We start from the raw sequence: 15,214 nt of genomic DNA on the forward strand, positions 1-15,214 counted from the left end.
AGAGACCGTTCGTGCTCAATCATGAAATCAGCAAGTCCTTCAAGCAGCGTCTGGCCCAAGGCGGCGCCATGCTGCTGCCCGGAGCCCCGAACGCGCTGGCGGCGCGGGTGATCGCGGATCTGGGGTTTGAAGGGGTCTATCTGACGGGCGCGGGGCTGACCAACACCTATCTCGGCATGCCGGACATGGGATTCATCAACCTGTCGGAAATTGCCCAGCACACCTCGGCGATCCGGGGCGTGACCGATCTGCCCATCGTGGTGGATGCGGACAACGGGTTCGGCAACGCGCTGAACGTGGCGCATACGGTGCGGGTGCTGGAGCGGGCCGGCGCCAGCGCCATCCAGCTTGAGGATCAGGTGACGCCGAAGCGCTGCGGCCATTTCGCCGGCAAGGACGTGGTGCCGCTCGCCGAGGCGCGCTCGCGCATCCGCGCCGCCGTCGATGCGCGCCAGGATGAAAACACGCTGATCGTCGCCCGCACCGACGCCCGAGCCACCGAGGGCTATCAGGCGGCGCTGGACCGGGCCGCCGCCTTCATCGAGGACGGGGCGGACATCACCTTCGTCGAGGCGCCGAAGACGCTGGACGAGGTGCAAGGCATCCCGCAGGCGCTGAAGGGCACCCCGCAGCTTGTCAATCTGGTGGTCGGTGGACACACCCCGATCATGGATCTGAAGACGCTGGATGAGATGGGCTTTTCGCTGGTGCTCTACGCCAATGTCGCCTTGCAGAGCGCGCTGCACGGCATGCAGGTTGCCCTTGGCCAGCTGAAGGAAAAGACCATGCTGGATGAAGACGGTCCGGTGGCCAGCTTCGCCGAGCGTCAGCGCATGGTGAACAAGGCGCATTTCGACGAAATGGAAAAGCGCTACGCGCTCTCAGAGGGCTGACAAAGCACAACGGTGCCACTTGGCGTCATCCCGGGTCGCCGCTCGTGCGGCGTCCGGGATGACGCCCCTTGCGGGGCTTTATCACACTCAAAGCGCACCGCGCTCTGACGGCGCTTCCGGGGCCTTCCGGCCCTCAAGACTGAGAATTGCGGCGGCGGGATGCGTGCATGGTGCGCGTCCCGCCGTTTGCATGTGCGGTCTCTGGAGGCGGATCATTCGCACGGGGCGCCGGGCATCATGTCGGCCAGGCGCGGGGCGGACACAGGCACGGGGCGGCCTGGTCTCCCATCGCGGTGCTTTCCGCCGGGTCGCCATAGGGGAGAAACAGCCCGTTCCAGCCCTTTGCGGCGAGGGCGGCGCGCAAATCCGCTTCCGCCGCCCGGCGCTGCGACAGTGCGGGGCGGCCGGTGTGGAAGGCGGCAAGCGCCGGCACATGGGCAATCGCCTCCGGGTTGAGGCTGACCCACAGGGCAGCCTCTTCCGCTCCGCTGACCGCGATCAGCAGGCGAAAGCCACGTGCGCGGAAGGCGTCACACACGGCCAGCTCCCGGTCCACGCCCATGTTCACCTGCGAAAGGACATGCTGAAAAGCGCGGTCGTGCTGGCCGACGGTCGGCAGATTGCAGACCCACTCGATGCCGGCGGCGCGCAGGATCTCTGCCGTGCGCTCCACATGCAGGAAGCAATCGGCCATGAAAAGCCCGGCCGCCTTGTCTCTGACTGCCTTGTCTTTGATCGCCGTGGTGCGCGGGTGCCCCGCCGGCTGCGACAGCGCGTCGAGCAGTACCTGATTTCCCGCAGCGGTTGGCAAATGCACGGCGACCTCTGGCGGGAGCCCCAGATCGGCGCCGCCCGGTGCAAAGGTCAGGATACCAGACGGGACCGGCGCTGATGCACGGGGGTGCCAGATCTGCCAATGCAGCAACGCGGGGTTTGTGTCGGTTGGCATCGTTTCTTACCCGATTTTACCCAAGTGTGGTGCCGCGACCGGTTGAGCGTGTCAAGTCGATGGCGGACCATCGCCTGCGGTTCAGCCCTGTGGTCCGTGCCACGGGGAGCGCGTGAAGGCCAGCTTGCAACAACAACAGATGGGGGTGGGGCGCCGCGCATGTGAGCTGACACCACTGCCCATGGAGGAATGAGAGATGACCGCCAGACCCGTGCTTGTCGCCGGAACCTTCGACACCAAATCCGCCGAGCTGACTTATCTGGCCGACCGGCTGAAGGCGGCAGGGGTCGCCTGCAAGACCGTCGATTTGTCGACCACGGGCGGGGACGCGGGGACCGACATCACAGCGGGCGAGATTGCCGCCGCCCATCCGCGCGGGCCCAAGGCGGTCTTCACCGGCGATCGCGGCACCGCCGTTTCGGCCATGTCGCAGGCCTTCGAGGCCTGGGTTGCGGCTAGTCTGGACCAGATCGGCGGGCTGATTTCGGCGGCGGGCTCGGGCGGCACGGCGCTGGCCACCCCGGCCATGCGCGTTCTGCCCGTCGGGGTGCCCAAGGTGATGATCTCCACCGTCGCGTCTGGTGATGTCGCGCCCTATGTCGGCCCTTGCGACATGATGATGATGTATTCGGTGACGGATGTGCAGGGCCTCAACGCGATCTCGCGGCAGGTGCTGGGCAATGGCGCCGCCGCCATGGCGGGCATGATCCAGCATCCGCCGGTTGACGCGCCGTCCGAGGCCGAAAAGCCGGGCCTGGCGCTGACCATGTTCGGCGTCACCACCGCTGCCGTGCAGGCGGTCGCCGCCGGGCTGGAGGACACTTACGAGCCCTTCGTCTTCCACGCCACCGGCGTTGGCGGGCGCTCGATGGAAAAGCTGGTCGACAGCGGCTACATGCGCGCGGTGGTCGACCTCACCACCACCGAGATCTGCGACATGATGATGGGCGGGGTGATGGCCGCCGATGAGGATCGGTTCGGCGCGATCATCCGCCACCGGGTGCCCTATGTCGGGTCCTGCGGTGCGCTCGACATGGTGAATTTCGGCGGACCGGCCACCGTCCCGACCCATTACAAGGGGCGGAATTTCTACGAGCACAATCCGCAGGTGACCTTGATGCGCACCACGGCGGAGGAAAACACCCGCATGGGCGACTGGATCGCCGGCCGTCTCAACCAGATGGAAGGCCCGGTGCGGTTCCTGCTGCCCGAAGGCGGCGTGTCGGCCCTCGACGCGCCCGATCTGCCGTTCTGGGATCCGGAGGCGGACGCGGCGCTGTTCGACGCCATCACCGCCCGCTTCATCCCCTCGGCGACACGCAAGCTGATCCGCGTGCCGCATCACATCAATTCGCCCGAGTTTGCCGCCGCGGCCATCGCGGCGCTGCGTGACATCGACTGAGAAGGACAGGACCATGCCGAGATTCGACCGCAAGGCACTGCTTGCGAAATTTCAGGACATGAAGGCCCGGGGCGTGCCGATCGTCGGCGGCGGCGCCGGCACGGGCCTGTCGGCCAAATGCGAGGAAGCGGGCGGGATCGACCTGATCGTGATCTACAATTCCGGGCGCTATCGCATGGCCGGGCGCGGCTCGCTCTCCGGGCTTCTGGCCTATGGCAACGCCAACGAGATCGTCAAGGACATGGCCTCGGAGGTCATTCCGGTGACCAAATCCACCCCGGTTCTGGCCGGGGTGAACGGCACCGATCCGTTCTGCAACTTCGACATGTTCCTTGATGACCTGAAGCGGCTGGGCTTCTCCGGCGTGCAGAACTTCCCGACCGTCGGTCTGATCGACGGGGTGTTCCGGCAGAATCTGGAAGAAACCGGCATGTCCTACGCGCTTGAGGTGGAGATGATCCGCCTTGCCGCGGAAAAGGACATGCTGACCACGCCTTACGTCTTCAGCGAAGCCGATGCGGAGGCGATGGCCAGGGCGGGGGCGGATATCATCGTCTGCCATCTGGGGCTGACCACCGGCGGCAGCATCGGCGCCGATACCGCCGTGACGCTGGAGGCCTGCCCGCCGTTGATCGACGCCTGGGCGGGAGCGGCGCTTGCCGTCAACCCGGACCTGATCGTTCTGTGCCACGGTGGGCCGATCTCCATGCCGTCGGATGCGGAATATGTTCTGGCCAACACCCGCCATTGCCACGGGTTCTACGGCGCCTCGTCGATGGAGCGCCTGCCGACCGAGGTGGCGATGACCGAGCAGACCCGGGCGTTCAAGGCCATCACGATGACGAAGGCCGGGTAACCGGACGCTTGCGAAGCGAAGGTCAGGGGCCGTCCCGCCTGTCGAAAAGGCGGGGCGGCCCTTTTTATGTCTTTACGTCTTGCGACGAAGCTATCCCGCAAGCGCCTGGGGCACGGCCCGCCAGCCGGCGGTCGCCTTGCGATGCGGGCGCGCCGGCCCCTCGACCAGATCGAGCATCGCCACCGCGAAATCCGCATAGGAAATCTGCGACTGGCCTTGCGCGTCGGTGACCAGCGTGTCGCTGCCGAGGGCATAGTTTCCCGTGCGCGGCCCGTGCAGCAGCATCGCCGGCGGGCGCAGGCAGGTCCAGTTGGCCGTCTTGACGCGATCCAGCAGCGCATCTTGGGCGGCGCAGGCCTCGGCGATGGGGCGCACGCTCTCGGGCAGGAAATCCGGTGCGCTCAGCACCGTGTGGCCGCTGCCGTCGGCAAGCTTCAGCGTTGCCGCGCCGCCGGTGATGAAGAGTGGCACGCCGGTCTTCTCGCCCGCCACAAGCAGCGCTTCGGTCAGCCGGACCAGATCCGGTTCGTGTCCGGCCGGCGGGCGCAGGGCGCCGATCACCGCATCTTGTCCGCTGACAAGGGTAGCGGCGGCGCCGTCGTCCGCCAGAAGATCGGCCGTCACGCGGGTGAGGGGGCCGGGCAAGGCCTCCAGGGTCTTGGCGGATCTGGCAACGGCGGTGACCGTGTGGCCCCGGTCGAGCGCTTCGCGCACCGTTTGACGTCCAACGTCGCCGGTGGCTCCAAAGATGATGAGTTTCATGCTGTTTTTCCTTCTGCGAGAGCGGGAGAGTGAGGCAGGCGTCCGGCCTGTTGGCCGAACCAGACGCTGGCGAGGACGATCACCGCGCCGAGTGCCTGGGTGGTGGAAAGGCTCTGGTCCAGCAGCAGCCAGCCGAGCAGGATGGCGCTCAAGGGGCTGAGAAAACCGAAGGCGGTGGCGCTGGCCGGGCCAAGCCGGGCAATGCCGCGAAACCAGAAGAAATAGGTCAGCGCCGCGCCGATCAGGCCAAGCCAGAGAAACCCGGCCATGTTGGTTGCCGTCGGCAGGGGAAAGCCCGGTTCGGCCAGCAGAGCGACCGGCAGGAGCAGCAGCCCGCCCGCCGTCAGCTGCCAGGCGGTGAAGGTGAGCGGCGAGACCGGCGGTTGCCATTTGCGGGTCAGCACGGTGCCCGCCGCCATGGAGAGCGCGCCGCCGAGGGCTGCGGCGATGCCGAGCGCGTCGAGCTCGCTGGCAGGCGTCAGGATCAACAGGCCAACGCCTGCAATCCCTGAAAGCGCGGCGAGAACGCCGGCCGGCCGGATCGACTGGCCGAGGGCGGCGCGCGCCAGCAGCAGGACCAGCAGTGGCTGGGTTGCCCCCAGCGTGGCGGCGACCCCGCCGGGCAGCCGGTAGGCGGCGACAAAGAGCAGAGACCAGAACACGGCGAAATTCGCCGCGCCGAGGATCAGAAGGCGCCCGAGCCAGTCGATGGGCGGCAATTGCCGGACCAGAAGCAGCAACAGCAGGCCGGCGGGCAGGGCGCGCAACAGGCTGACCGTCAGCGGAAAACCGTCGGGCAGCAGGGTGGTGGTGACGATGTAGGTGCTGCCCCAGATCGTCGGGGCAGCGGCGGTGGTGATGAGATCGGCGGTGCGGGACATGGCGTTCCTCATATATCTTGACGTCAAGATAAACCGAGAAAGCTTGACGTCAAGATAAAATCTTCAGATGGTGTCGCCATGGATCAGGTAGACAGAATTCTCGATCAGTGGCGGGCCGAGCGCCCCGATCTCGATGTGGCGGATATGGGCACCATCGGCCGCGTGAAGCGGCTGCAGGTGCAGCTGGGCAAGGGCATGGACCGGGTGTTCGCGGCCCATGGGCTCAATGCGGCGAGCTTCGACGTGCTGGCGACGCTGCGCCGGGCGGGGCCTCCTTACGCGCTCAGCCCCTCCGATCTGGTTGACTGGACCATGGTCACCTCAGGCACGATGACCAACCGGATCGACCGGCTGGAAAAGGCCGGTCTGGTGCGGCGCGACCGCAATCCTGAGGATGGGCGCGGCTTCGTCGTCGCCCTGACCGAGGCCGGGTTTGCGCTGATCGATGCCGCGGTGAGCGACCATGTGGCCAATCAGCACCGGATGATGGCGCCGCTCACGGCCGAGGAGCGGCGGGCGCTCGACAGGCTGCTGGTGAAATGGCTTGCGGGATTCGAACCGCCTGAAGGCTAATTGGTAACGTCGGAGGCGGCGAGCTGGTCCTGCAGCCAGGCGCGGAAGGCGACCACCGGCGACTTGTTCTTTCGTTCCGGCGCGGCCAGCAGGTAGTAGCTGCCGATGGTGATGTCGGTGTTCAGAACCTCCACCAGATTGCCATCGGCAATCTCCCGGGCGACGCTGAGCTGGGTGGCCAGGGCGATGCCCTGATCGGCGGCGGCGGCATCGAGACCGAGGCTTGCCGTCCACAATCTGGGGCCGGAGAGCGGGCCGTGCGGTTCCACTCCGGCAGCAGCCAGCCATCGGCGCCATTGGCCATGGTCACGCTCGTGAATCAGCGATTGTTCGGCCAGCGCCGCCAGGGAGGCGGGCACGCCATTGCGGGCGATCCATCCCGGGCTGGCAACGGGAAACATGCGCGGTGTTACCAGCACTTGCGCGCTTTGCGGGATCACCGCATCGGGCGCGAAGCCGATGAACAGATCCGCTTCGTGGGCGCTGAAATCGGGCAGGGTCTCCGTGGCCCGGATTGCCACCTCCAGATTCGGCAACAGTCGCTCGATCTCCGCAAGGCGCGGACCGAGCCAGCGACCGGCAAAGCCGGGCATCGCCCAGATGCGCAGGCTGGCCGCATCCCGTTGCGGCATCAGCTTTTCCAGCGATGCTTCCAGCGCCGCGAAGGCATGGTCGGTGGCCTCGAACAGTGCTCGGCCTTGCGGGGTCAGGCTTGCGCCGAGGGGGCCGCGCGTCAGCAGCTTGGTCCCGACCCAGGCTTCGAGGTTGCGCAGGTGCCGGCTGACCACGGTGTGCGAGAGCCCGAGTGCGGTCGCCCCGCGCCGGATGCTGCCGGTTCGTCCGACCGCATGTAGCGCGCGGATCAGGTGGAGCGGGGGGAGATTGGGCAGGGGCATGGTGGCGTCGGTCCGAAATGGGGTGGAAACCCTAGTGCACCGGGGAGGGGGAAACAATCTCTGCTTTCCGCACCGGCAGAAACTGCTAGATCGTGTCACCGCGCAAGGGGCAGGATCTGACCGGGAGCGGCGGTGGCTTCCCGAAAACGCGAACCGGCGCGATTCGCTGTCGGATCGACGGTGGCGCGTTCACGATCCCCTTCTCCTTGTGCTGCCCGATTGCAACGACGTCCTGACCGGAGGCCCCAAGTGCTGATGTCGAACAAGCCCGTAATTGCCGTGATCGCCTGCAGTCGCGAGGTGGAAGGCGAGCCCGCGAGCATCGTCAAGCAGCGCTATCTCGATGCGGTGTCGCGCTATGCCGATGCGCTGCCGATCATCGTTCCGCCGACCGCCAGCCCGGCGGAAGCGGCGGCGCTGCTCGCCCGGGTCGATGCGGTGCTCCTGACCGGATCCAACTCCAACATCGAACCCTCCCGCTATGGGGGTGGTGCGGCTGGTGCGCCACCGTTCGATCCACCCCGGGATGAAACCGCCCTGCATCTGATCGCCGGCGCCATCGCGGCGAAGAAGCCGCTGTTCGGCATCTGCCGTGGTCTGCAGGAACTCAATGTCGCCTTTGGCGGTACGCTGGCGGACGAACGCGCCCTCGATGGCGTGGCGGTTTCGCACCACGCGCCGGCGGAGGCGGACCTGCAGGAAATGTTCACCTATGGCCACCGGGCAACGGCGGAGACCGGCGGTGTTCTGGCCGATCTGGTCGGTAGGGGGTCGATCCCCATCAACAGCGTGCACTTTCAGCGCGTTGATGCGGTCGGAAAGGGCTTGAAGGTCGAGGCCCGCGCCGAGGATGGGGTCATCGAGGCGCTGTCTTCGACGCAAGGAGAGGCTCCGGTGCTGGCGGTGCAGTGGCACCCGGAATGGCAGCCGGAAGGGCGGCATCATGACCTTGCATTCTGGCGATATGTCGGTACGCAGGCACGCAAGGCGATGACCCTACGTACGGACGCTTCTCTATAAAAAAAATCTATCGGCAGAATTCGGCATTCGAATTGGACAGAATGCCGCGGATGCCTTGAAATGCCTGTATCTTACAGCGGTGAAGGTACCATGACAGACAAGAAGCTCTATCTGAAATTTATCGAATCCGGCGTCCAGGGCATCATTTCCCTTTATTGGGAAAACGCTCCTGAGACCTGCAAGGCCCTGTGGGGCGCGCTGGAAACGCCGATCCAGGTTCCCGCCAGTCATGCGATTTTCTCCGGTCCGGAAATCATGATGGGGCTGCCGGAGAGCGCGCGCAATTTCGACCCGACCACCCTGCCGCCGGAAAACCAGACCGTGCTGCCCGAGCCCGGCGACATGCTGTGGTTCTACCAGCCGAAGAACTTCTTCAAGATCGATCCGGACGAGTTCTGGGAGATCGGCATGTTCTACGGCGTGGGCGGGCGTACCTTCGGTCCGACCGGCTGGATCCCCTGCACCTATTTCGCCCGGATGACCGAAGGCCTCGACGCCATCGCCGAGCAGTGCCGGTTGATCCGCAAGGAAGGCGTCAAGACCATTGAGCTTGGTCGCCTCGGATGATTTTCAGGGTGCGGCCGGTCTCCGGCCGCGCCCTTTGTGACCTGCGATAATCAAGGAGAGGAGCACTGTGATGAAGGTAATTTCGACGATTGCCGTTTCCGGCCTGGCAACCCTGATGGCCACCACTGCCTTCGCGGCGGGTGAGACCATCACCATCAATTCCTTCGGCGGCGCGTATGAAACCGCGCATCGTGCCTGCGTGATCACCCCGTTCGAGGAGGCCACCGGCGCCAAGGTTCAGGTTGTCACCGCCTATTCGGCGGACGCCTTCGCCCAGTTGCGGGCCCAGGCCGAAGCGCCTCAGTTCGACGTCATCCACTTCTCCGGCGGCCAGGAAATCGTTGGCGCGCGGGAAGGGCTGCTGTCGCCCATCGACCCGGCCAGCCTGTCGAATGCGGCCGATCTTTACGACTTCGCCAAGGCAAACCTTGCCGGCGGTGAAGGTCCGGCCTACTCGATCGCCGCGATCGGCCTCGTCTACAACAGCGTCACGGTGCCGAAGGAGCCGGCCTCCTGGTCCGATCTGCTGGACAAGGCCTATGCCGATCACATCGTGCTGACCGACATCTCCAACGGCTACGGCATGCTCGGCTTCCTGATGCTCAACAAGGTGAAGGGCGGTAGCCTGGAGAACATCCAGCCGGGCCTCGACGCGGTCACCGAGCTTCTGGACAACGGTGCCATCGTGGTGTCGACCTCGCCGGAGATCCAGCAGGAGTTCGCCCAGAACGACGCATGGGTCGCGCCGTACGCCTCCGACTACGCCTACACTCTGCGCAAGGCCGGTCTGCCGGCGGCATTCGTCCAGGGCAAGGAAGGCACGCCGGCGAGCTTCATCACCACCAACCTGGTCGCGGGCCGCGACAATCAGGAACTGGCGCTGAAGTTCATCGACATGTCGATCTCGGCCAAGGCCCAGGCCTGCTTCGCCGAGCAGCTGCGTTATTCGCCGACCAACGCCAAGGTGGTGCTGGACGGTGAGGTCGCCGCCGACGTCGCCTATGGCGAGGAGGCCGTGTCCGGTCTGATCCGCTTCGACCCGACCGTCATCGAGGCCAAGCGCTCCGAGTGGGTCGACGCCTGGAACCGCACCATCGCGCGCTGATCGATACCCAACCTGCCACCGCGCGGCCGCTCGGGCCGCGCGGTGGTTTTTTTAAATGAGACCGAGCAAGGAGTACGGGACCCCGATGAGCGATCGCGCGGAAAATACGCTGCTGGTCTTACCAGGCCTATTGTTGCTCGCCCTGGCCTTTTTCGTGCCGATCACCCAGATGCTGGTGCTGTCGGTGTCCGGGGAGAATGGGCCGACGCTGGACCATTTCACTCGCTTTCTGGGTGATCCCTACTATCTCAACGTGCTCTGGCGGACCGTGCGCCTGTCGCTGATCATCACCGTGATCTGCGCGGCCGTTGGTTTCCCGCTTGCCTATATCATGGCGCGGGTCGGCCCGCGTCTGCGGCTCTGGCTGATCGTTCTCGTCATTCTTCCGCTGATGACCAGCGTGGTGGTGCGCACCTTCGGCTGGATGGTGCTTCTCAGCCGCTCCGGGCTGGTGCCGCAGGTGCTGCGTGACCTTGGCCTTGCCGAGCGCAATTTCTCCATCATGCAGACCGAGCTGGCCATCGTCATCGGCATGGTGCAGGTGCTGCTGCCGTTCATGACCCTGTCGATCCTGGGTGTGGTCACCCGCATCGACCGGCGCCTTGAGGAGGCCGCGCGGACCATGGGCTGTTCCTTCATGCAGACCCTGCGCACCGTGGTGCTTCCGCTGGCCGTGCCAGGGATCGTCGCCGGGTCGCTCTTGGTCTTCACCCTGTCCGCCAGCTCCTTCGTGACGCCCAACCTGCTCGGTGGCTCGCGCATCCAGGTTCTGGCCGCCTCGATCTACCGGTCGGTGACCCAGACGCTGGACTGGCCCTTCGCCGCGGCGCAGGCCGTCATCCTGTTCGCCGGCATCCTGCTCATTCTCGTGCCCTATGCACGTCTGGCCGGAGGACGCTCCAATGGTTAAGGCCATCTCGACCCCGCTGCGCATCGCCGTGGTGATCTTCGTGGTGCTGACCGCGATCTTCCTCCTGGCCCCGCTGGTGGTGGTGGTGGGCGTCTCGCTCTCCGAAAGCCAGTTCATCGCCTTTCCGCCGTCGAGCCTGTCGCTGCGCTGGTACGAGCAGGTCCTGTCCTCGGACAGCTACGTCAGCGCCGCCTGGATCAGCTTGCGGGTGGCGATCCTGGTCACGCTCACCGCGACACTGGTCGGCGGCGCGGCGGCGATCGCGATCCATCGGCGCAAGCTGCCGTTCTCCGGAGCGCTGGCGACCTTCTTTCTGTCGCCGCTGGTGCTGCCGACCATCATCTATGCCATCGGCATGCTGATGCTGTGGAGCGCGGTGTTCGGGCCGGTCTCCATCGTCACTCTCTGGCTCAGCCATACGGTCATCACCATTCCCTATGTGGTGCGCACCACGCTGGCGGTTCTGTCCGAATCCAATCCGTTCCTTGAGGAAGCGGCGCAGACCATGGGCGCCAACCGGCTGCAGCGGCTGTGGCTGGTGGTGGTGCCCCAGTGCCGGCCGGGGCTGGTGGCCGGGGCGTTCTTCGCCTTCAACATCTCCTTCGATGAGGCGGTGCTGGCTCTCTTCCTGCGCAAGCCCGGGCTGACGACCTTGCCGGTCCAGATCTATGGCCAGCTTGAGTTCAGTCCCGACCCGTCGGTGGCCGCCGTCTCGACCATCATGATTGGTCTGACCATCGCCCTGATCCTGATCATCGATCGCCTGCTCGGCGTTCAGAAATTCGCGAGTTCCTAACCCATGGCTGATGTCCGTCTCACACAGATCAAGAAGGCTTTCGGCAAGGTCGAGGTGCTGCATGGCATTACCCTCGACATTCCGTCCGGCGAGTTCATCAGCCTGCTCGGTGCTTCGGGGTGCGGCAAGACCACCTTGCTGCGCATCGTCGCCGGCCTCGAAGGCGTGACCAGCGGCACGGTGGAACTGGCCGGGCGCGACGTCACCGCGCTGCCGCCCGAAAAGCGCGACATCGCGATGATGTTCCAGTCTTATGCACTGCTGCCCCATCTGTCAGTGTCCGAGAACGTCCGCTTCCCCTTGCGCATGCGCCGCATCGGCAGCCGCGAGGAACAGGCCGAGAAGGTGCGCGAGGCGCTGGAGACGGTGCAGCTTGGCCACCTCGCCGACCGCAAGCCGACCCAGCTTTCCGGCGGTCAGCAGCAGCGTGTGGCGCTGGCGCGGGCCATCGTCTCCCGGCCGAGCGTGCTGCTTCTCGATGAGCCGCTGTCCAACCTCGATGCGCGGCTGCGCGAGGACATGCAGGTGGAGCTGATCGAGATCCACAAACGGCTCGGCCTGACCACGATCTTCGTCACCCACGATCAGGAAGAGGCGCTGAGCCTGTCCGACCGTATCGTGCTGCTCAATGGCGGCAACGTGGAGCAACAGGGCGCGCCCAGTGAGATCTACACCAACCCGGCGAGCGGCTATGTCTCCAACTTCCTCGGCGCGGCCAATCTGCTGCCGGCGGTGATTTCGGAGACCGGTGGCACCTTGTCCGCGCGGCTGGAAGATGGCCAGTCGCTGGCCCTTTCCACTGAGGAGAGCCGGCGCGGCGCGGCCACGCTGGCCCTGCGTCAGGAGGACGTCATCCTGTGTCCGGAAGGCGAGGGGCAGATCGTCGGCGAGATCGGCACGCGCATCTATCTGGGCGCGCGCAACCGGTATGTGGTGCATGTCGCCGGGACCGAGATCCGCGTGCTCGCCGGCACGGAGACGGTCTTCGAAGACGGTAGCCGTGTTGGTCTCAAGGTCGATCCGGCCCGGATCCGGGCGCTGCCGCAGTCCTGACTTTCGCCTGTCGCCGCCCGGCTGATCCGGGCGGGCAGGTTGCTGACATTGTACGGAGACACGGATTATGAGCGAGTTTGAAACCCGTCTGTTCATCGGCGGAGCCTTTGTCGCGGGCGAAGGCCCGTCCGAACCGGCGCACGATCCGGCACGCGGCACCGTGCTGGCCGAGGTGCCGTCGGCCAGCGCCGAGCAGGTGGATCTGGCGGTGCGCACCGCCCATGAGGCCTTTGCCGAGTGGCGGCGGACGACGCCGAAGGAGCGCAGCCGGATGCTGTGGGCCATCGCCGACGCGGTCGAGGCCAATGCCGATGCGCTGGCGCGGGTGGAATCGCTCAATGCGGGCAAGCCCTTGCGGTTCGTCGTCGCCGGCGAGCTCGCCAATGTCGCCGACGTCTTCCGCTATTTCGCGACCGCCGTGCGCAACATTCCCGGCGTCGCGGCCAACGGCTATCGTTCCGACCGCATGACCTCGATGCTGCGCCGCGATCCACTCGGGGTGATCGCCTCGATCGCGCCGTGGAACTATCCGCTGCTGATGGCCGCCTGGAAGCTGGCGCCGGCGCTGGCGGCTGGCAACACCGTGGTGATCAAGCCTTCGGAGAACACGCCGCTCAGCCTTCTGGCCTTCGCCAAGATCCTCGACACGGTGTTGCCGCGCGGTGTGGTCAACGTGGTCTGCGGCAACGGGCCGGATGTGGGCCAGCCGCTGATCTCCCATCCGCTGGTGCGGATGATTTCGCTCACCGGCGATGTGCGCACCGGCCGGGCCATTCTCAAGGCGGCGGCGGGCGAGCACATCAAGCGCACCCATCTGGAGCTGGGCGGCAAGGCGCCGGTGATCGTGCTGAAGGATGCCGATCTCGATGCGGTGGTGGAAACCCTGCGCGAGGCCAGCTTCTACAACGCCGGGCAGGACTGCACGGCCGCGTGCCGGGTGTTTGCCGAACGCAGCATCGCCGAGACCCTGACCCGCCGGCTCGGCGATATGGTCGAAAGTCTCGTCTATGGCGAGCCGGAGCGTGATGACGTTGAGTTCGGTCCGCTGATCAGCGCCAGCCAGCAGGCCCGGGTCGCCGGGTTCGTCGACCGGGCGCGTGCCGATGGGGCGGAGATCGTCGCGGGCGGTGCCCAGCCTGATGGAGCCGGGTTCTTCTACCAGCCGACGCTGGTGCGGGCCGATCTGCAAAGCGAGATCGTGCAGAAGGAGATCTTCGGGCCGGTGGTGACCCTGACCCCGTTCGACACGCCGGAGGAGGCGACCGCCTTCGCCAATGCGTCCGAATACGGGCTCGCCTCCTCGGTCTGGTCGCGCGATGCCTCGGCGGCGATGCGGGTGGCCAATGCGCTGGAATACGGCGTCACCTGGGTCAACACCCATGGCGTCTTTGCCACCGAGATGCCGCATGGCGGCATGAAGAACTCCGGCTACGGCTCTGATCTGTCAATGCAATCGCTGCTGGAATACACCCAGGCCCGCCATGTGATGATCGCCTCCTGAGGGCGGCCCGCCGGCGCGGTTTTCGGGCCGGTACATCACGAAAAGCCTGGGGGCAGCCGGTGCGATCTGCTAGGGAATGCGGGCAACTGCCATGGATCTCCTGATGCGCCTGCTGGACATGAAAACCTATGTCGCGCTCGCCCGGAACCGCCATTTCGGGCGGACGGCGGAGGAGCTCAACACGACCCAGCCGGCGATTTCCAGCCGGCTGGCCTCGATCGAGCGCGAGTTGGGCTGCAAGCTGGTGATCCGGGGCGAGGGGCGCTTTGCTCTGACTTCCGACGGGGAGAGCGTGCTCCAGCATTTCGAAACCGTGCTGGAGGGGATGGATTCGCTCAAGGATTCCTTGTCCGGCGCCGATCACAACAGCCATGAACCCTTGCGGATCGGGGCGATCGACTCCGTTTCCTCCACCTGGATGCCGCAGCTGATCGAGGCGCTGCACCGGGAGTTTCCGGGGCTGAAGATCGAACTGACCGTCGATGGCACCAAGCCGCTGGTGGCGGGCATGCGCAAGGGCGAGTTCGACCTGGTTTTCTGCCTGCACCCGGTGCTCGATGAGGGATTTCGCAGCTATACGGCCTGCGTCTTCCAGATGAGTTGGGCCGGCTCGCCCAAGCTGATCGACCCGGAGCGGGTCTATTCGGTGGCTGCGCTGGCGGATCTGCCGATCATCTCCTTCCCGAAGAATTCGCCGCCATATCAAATGGTTGCGCCCTATTTTCACGATGAGCAGGCACTGGCATCGAAGCTGACGAGCTGCAATTCGCTGTTCGCCATCATCAACCTTCTGATCGATGGCTTCGGTGTCGGCGCGGTGCCGACGGTGACCATCGCACGTGAATTGCAGATGGGCCTGTTGCACCCGATCCGGGTGACCAAGCGCTTTCCGCCGATGCCGATCATTGCGTCCTACCAGGCGAGCCTGCGCCAGGAGTTCATCCGCCAGATCGTGCGGCAGGCCAAGCGCTGCACCGCCGATTATTGCGCCAGCGCCAATCCGGAAATGGTCTGGATCGACTGACCTGCCCCGCGCTTTTCGGCGGGCGG

15 protein-coding genes and 1 pseudogene are annotated in these 15,214 nt (G+C 65.8%); 12 read left to right on the top strand and 4 right to left on the bottom strand.

Annotated features, from left to right (window positions below; all coding sequences use genetic code 11):
• Window positions 1–11 precede the first annotated feature (11 nt).
• Window positions 12–893: an isocitrate lyase/PEP mutase family protein gene (locus tag LC062_RS00140; RefSeq protein ID WP_224909020.1), complete on the top strand. Its 882-nt coding sequence runs from the start codon at window positions 12–14 to the stop codon at window positions 891–893.
• Between the two features lie 235 nt (window positions 894–1,128).
• Here LC062_RS00140 and LC062_RS00145 read toward each other — a convergent pair whose 3' ends face one another.
• Window positions 1,129–1,842: a hypothetical protein gene (locus LC062_RS00145; RefSeq protein WP_224909021.1), complete on the bottom strand. Its 714-nt coding sequence runs from the start codon at window positions 1,840–1,842 to the stop codon at window positions 1,129–1,131.
• Between the two features lie 211 nt (window positions 1,843–2,053).
• Here LC062_RS00145 and LC062_RS00150 point away from each other — a divergent pair.
• A pseudogene (locus tag LC062_RS00150) lies at window positions 2,054–3,244 on the top strand (Tm-1-like ATP-binding domain-containing protein); the annotation flags it as partial.
• 13 nt (window positions 3,245–3,257) lie between these two features.
• A complete protein-coding gene (locus LC062_RS00155) occupies window positions 3,258–4,100 on the top strand; it encodes a phosphoenolpyruvate hydrolase family protein (protein WP_224909022.1) in 843 nt (280 codons plus the stop codon).
• 90 nt (window positions 4,101–4,190) lie between these two features.
• On the opposite strand, the gene LC062_RS00160 is transcribed toward LC062_RS00155, so the two are convergent.
• The gene (locus tag LC062_RS00160) at window positions 4,191–4,862 is read right to left on the bottom strand and encodes an NAD(P)-dependent oxidoreductase (RefSeq protein WP_224909023.1); all 672 of its coding nucleotides are present in this window, start codon (window positions 4,860–4,862) and stop codon (window positions 4,191–4,193) included.
• On the bottom strand, window positions 4,859–5,743 hold the full coding sequence (locus LC062_RS00165) for an EamA family transporter (protein ID WP_224909024.1): 885 nt from the start codon (window positions 5,741–5,743) through the stop codon (window positions 4,859–4,861). The genes LC062_RS00160 and LC062_RS00165 overlap by 4 nt, the downstream gene beginning before the upstream one ends.
• Before the next feature lie 78 nt (window positions 5,744–5,821).
• Here LC062_RS00165 and LC062_RS00170 point away from each other — a divergent pair, with 78 nt between their 5' ends.
• Window positions 5,822–6,316 carry a MarR family winged helix-turn-helix transcriptional regulator gene (locus LC062_RS00170; RefSeq protein WP_224909025.1) on the top strand — a complete coding sequence of 165 codons (495 nt, stop codon included), beginning with the start codon at window positions 5,822–5,824 and terminating at the stop codon, window positions 6,314–6,316.
• Here LC062_RS00170 and LC062_RS00175 read toward each other — a convergent pair.
• On the bottom strand, window positions 6,313–7,212 hold the full coding sequence (locus LC062_RS00175; RefSeq protein WP_224909026.1) for a LysR substrate-binding domain-containing protein: 900 nt from the start codon (window positions 7,210–7,212) through the stop codon (window positions 6,313–6,315). The two genes, LC062_RS00170 and LC062_RS00175, sit on opposite strands and share 4 nt — an antisense overlap.
• Window positions 7,213–7,467: 255 nt before the next feature.
• Between LC062_RS00175 and LC062_RS00180 the strand changes: the two genes are divergently transcribed.
• From LC062_RS00180 to LC062_RS00215, 8 genes are all read left to right on the top strand, one after another.
• Window positions 7,468–8,232, top strand: coding sequence for a gamma-glutamyl-gamma-aminobutyrate hydrolase family protein (locus tag LC062_RS00180; protein WP_224909027.1), 765 nt, complete (start codon window positions 7,468–7,470; stop codon window positions 8,230–8,232).
• A gap of 90 nt (window positions 8,233–8,322) precedes the next feature.
• The gene (locus LC062_RS00185; RefSeq protein ID WP_224909028.1) at window positions 8,323–8,799 is read left to right on the top strand and encodes a DUF3830 family protein; all 477 of its coding nucleotides are present in this window, start codon (window positions 8,323–8,325) and stop codon (window positions 8,797–8,799) included.
• Between the two features lie 70 nt (window positions 8,800–8,869).
• Window positions 8,870–9,904, top strand: coding sequence for an ABC transporter substrate-binding protein (locus LC062_RS00190; RefSeq protein ID WP_224909029.1), 1,035 nt, complete (start codon window positions 8,870–8,872; stop codon window positions 9,902–9,904).
• An 85-nt stretch (window positions 9,905–9,989) separates the two neighbouring features.
• Entirely contained in the window at window positions 9,990–10,814 is an 825-nt protein-coding gene (locus LC062_RS00195; protein WP_224909030.1) for an ABC transporter permease, read from the top strand.
• A complete protein-coding gene (locus LC062_RS00200) occupies window positions 10,807–11,610 on the top strand; it encodes an ABC transporter permease (protein WP_224909031.1) in 804 nt (267 codons plus the stop codon). The genes LC062_RS00195 and LC062_RS00200 overlap by 8 nt, the downstream gene beginning before the upstream one ends.
• Before the next feature lie 3 nt (window positions 11,611–11,613).
• Window positions 11,614–12,663 (top strand): ABC transporter ATP-binding protein, encoded by a 1,050-nt coding sequence (locus tag LC062_RS00205; RefSeq protein ID WP_224909032.1) that lies wholly within the window; start codon window positions 11,614–11,616, stop codon window positions 12,661–12,663.
• Window positions 12,664–12,730: 67 nt separating this feature from the next.
• The gene (locus tag LC062_RS00210; RefSeq protein WP_181761566.1) at window positions 12,731–14,164 is read left to right on the top strand and encodes a gamma-aminobutyraldehyde dehydrogenase; all 1,434 of its coding nucleotides are present in this window, start codon (window positions 12,731–12,733) and stop codon (window positions 14,162–14,164) included.
• Window positions 14,165–14,255: 91 nt separating this feature from the next.
• Window positions 14,256–15,188: a LysR family transcriptional regulator gene (locus LC062_RS00215; protein ID WP_224909033.1), complete on the top strand. Its 933-nt coding sequence runs from the start codon at window positions 14,256–14,258 to the stop codon at window positions 15,186–15,188.
• Window positions 15,189–15,214 lie beyond the last annotated feature (26 nt).

It is taken from the genome of Stappia indica (genome assembly GCF_020177335.1).
GTDB lineage: Bacteria > Pseudomonadota > Alphaproteobacteria > Rhizobiales > Stappiaceae > Stappia > Stappia indica_B.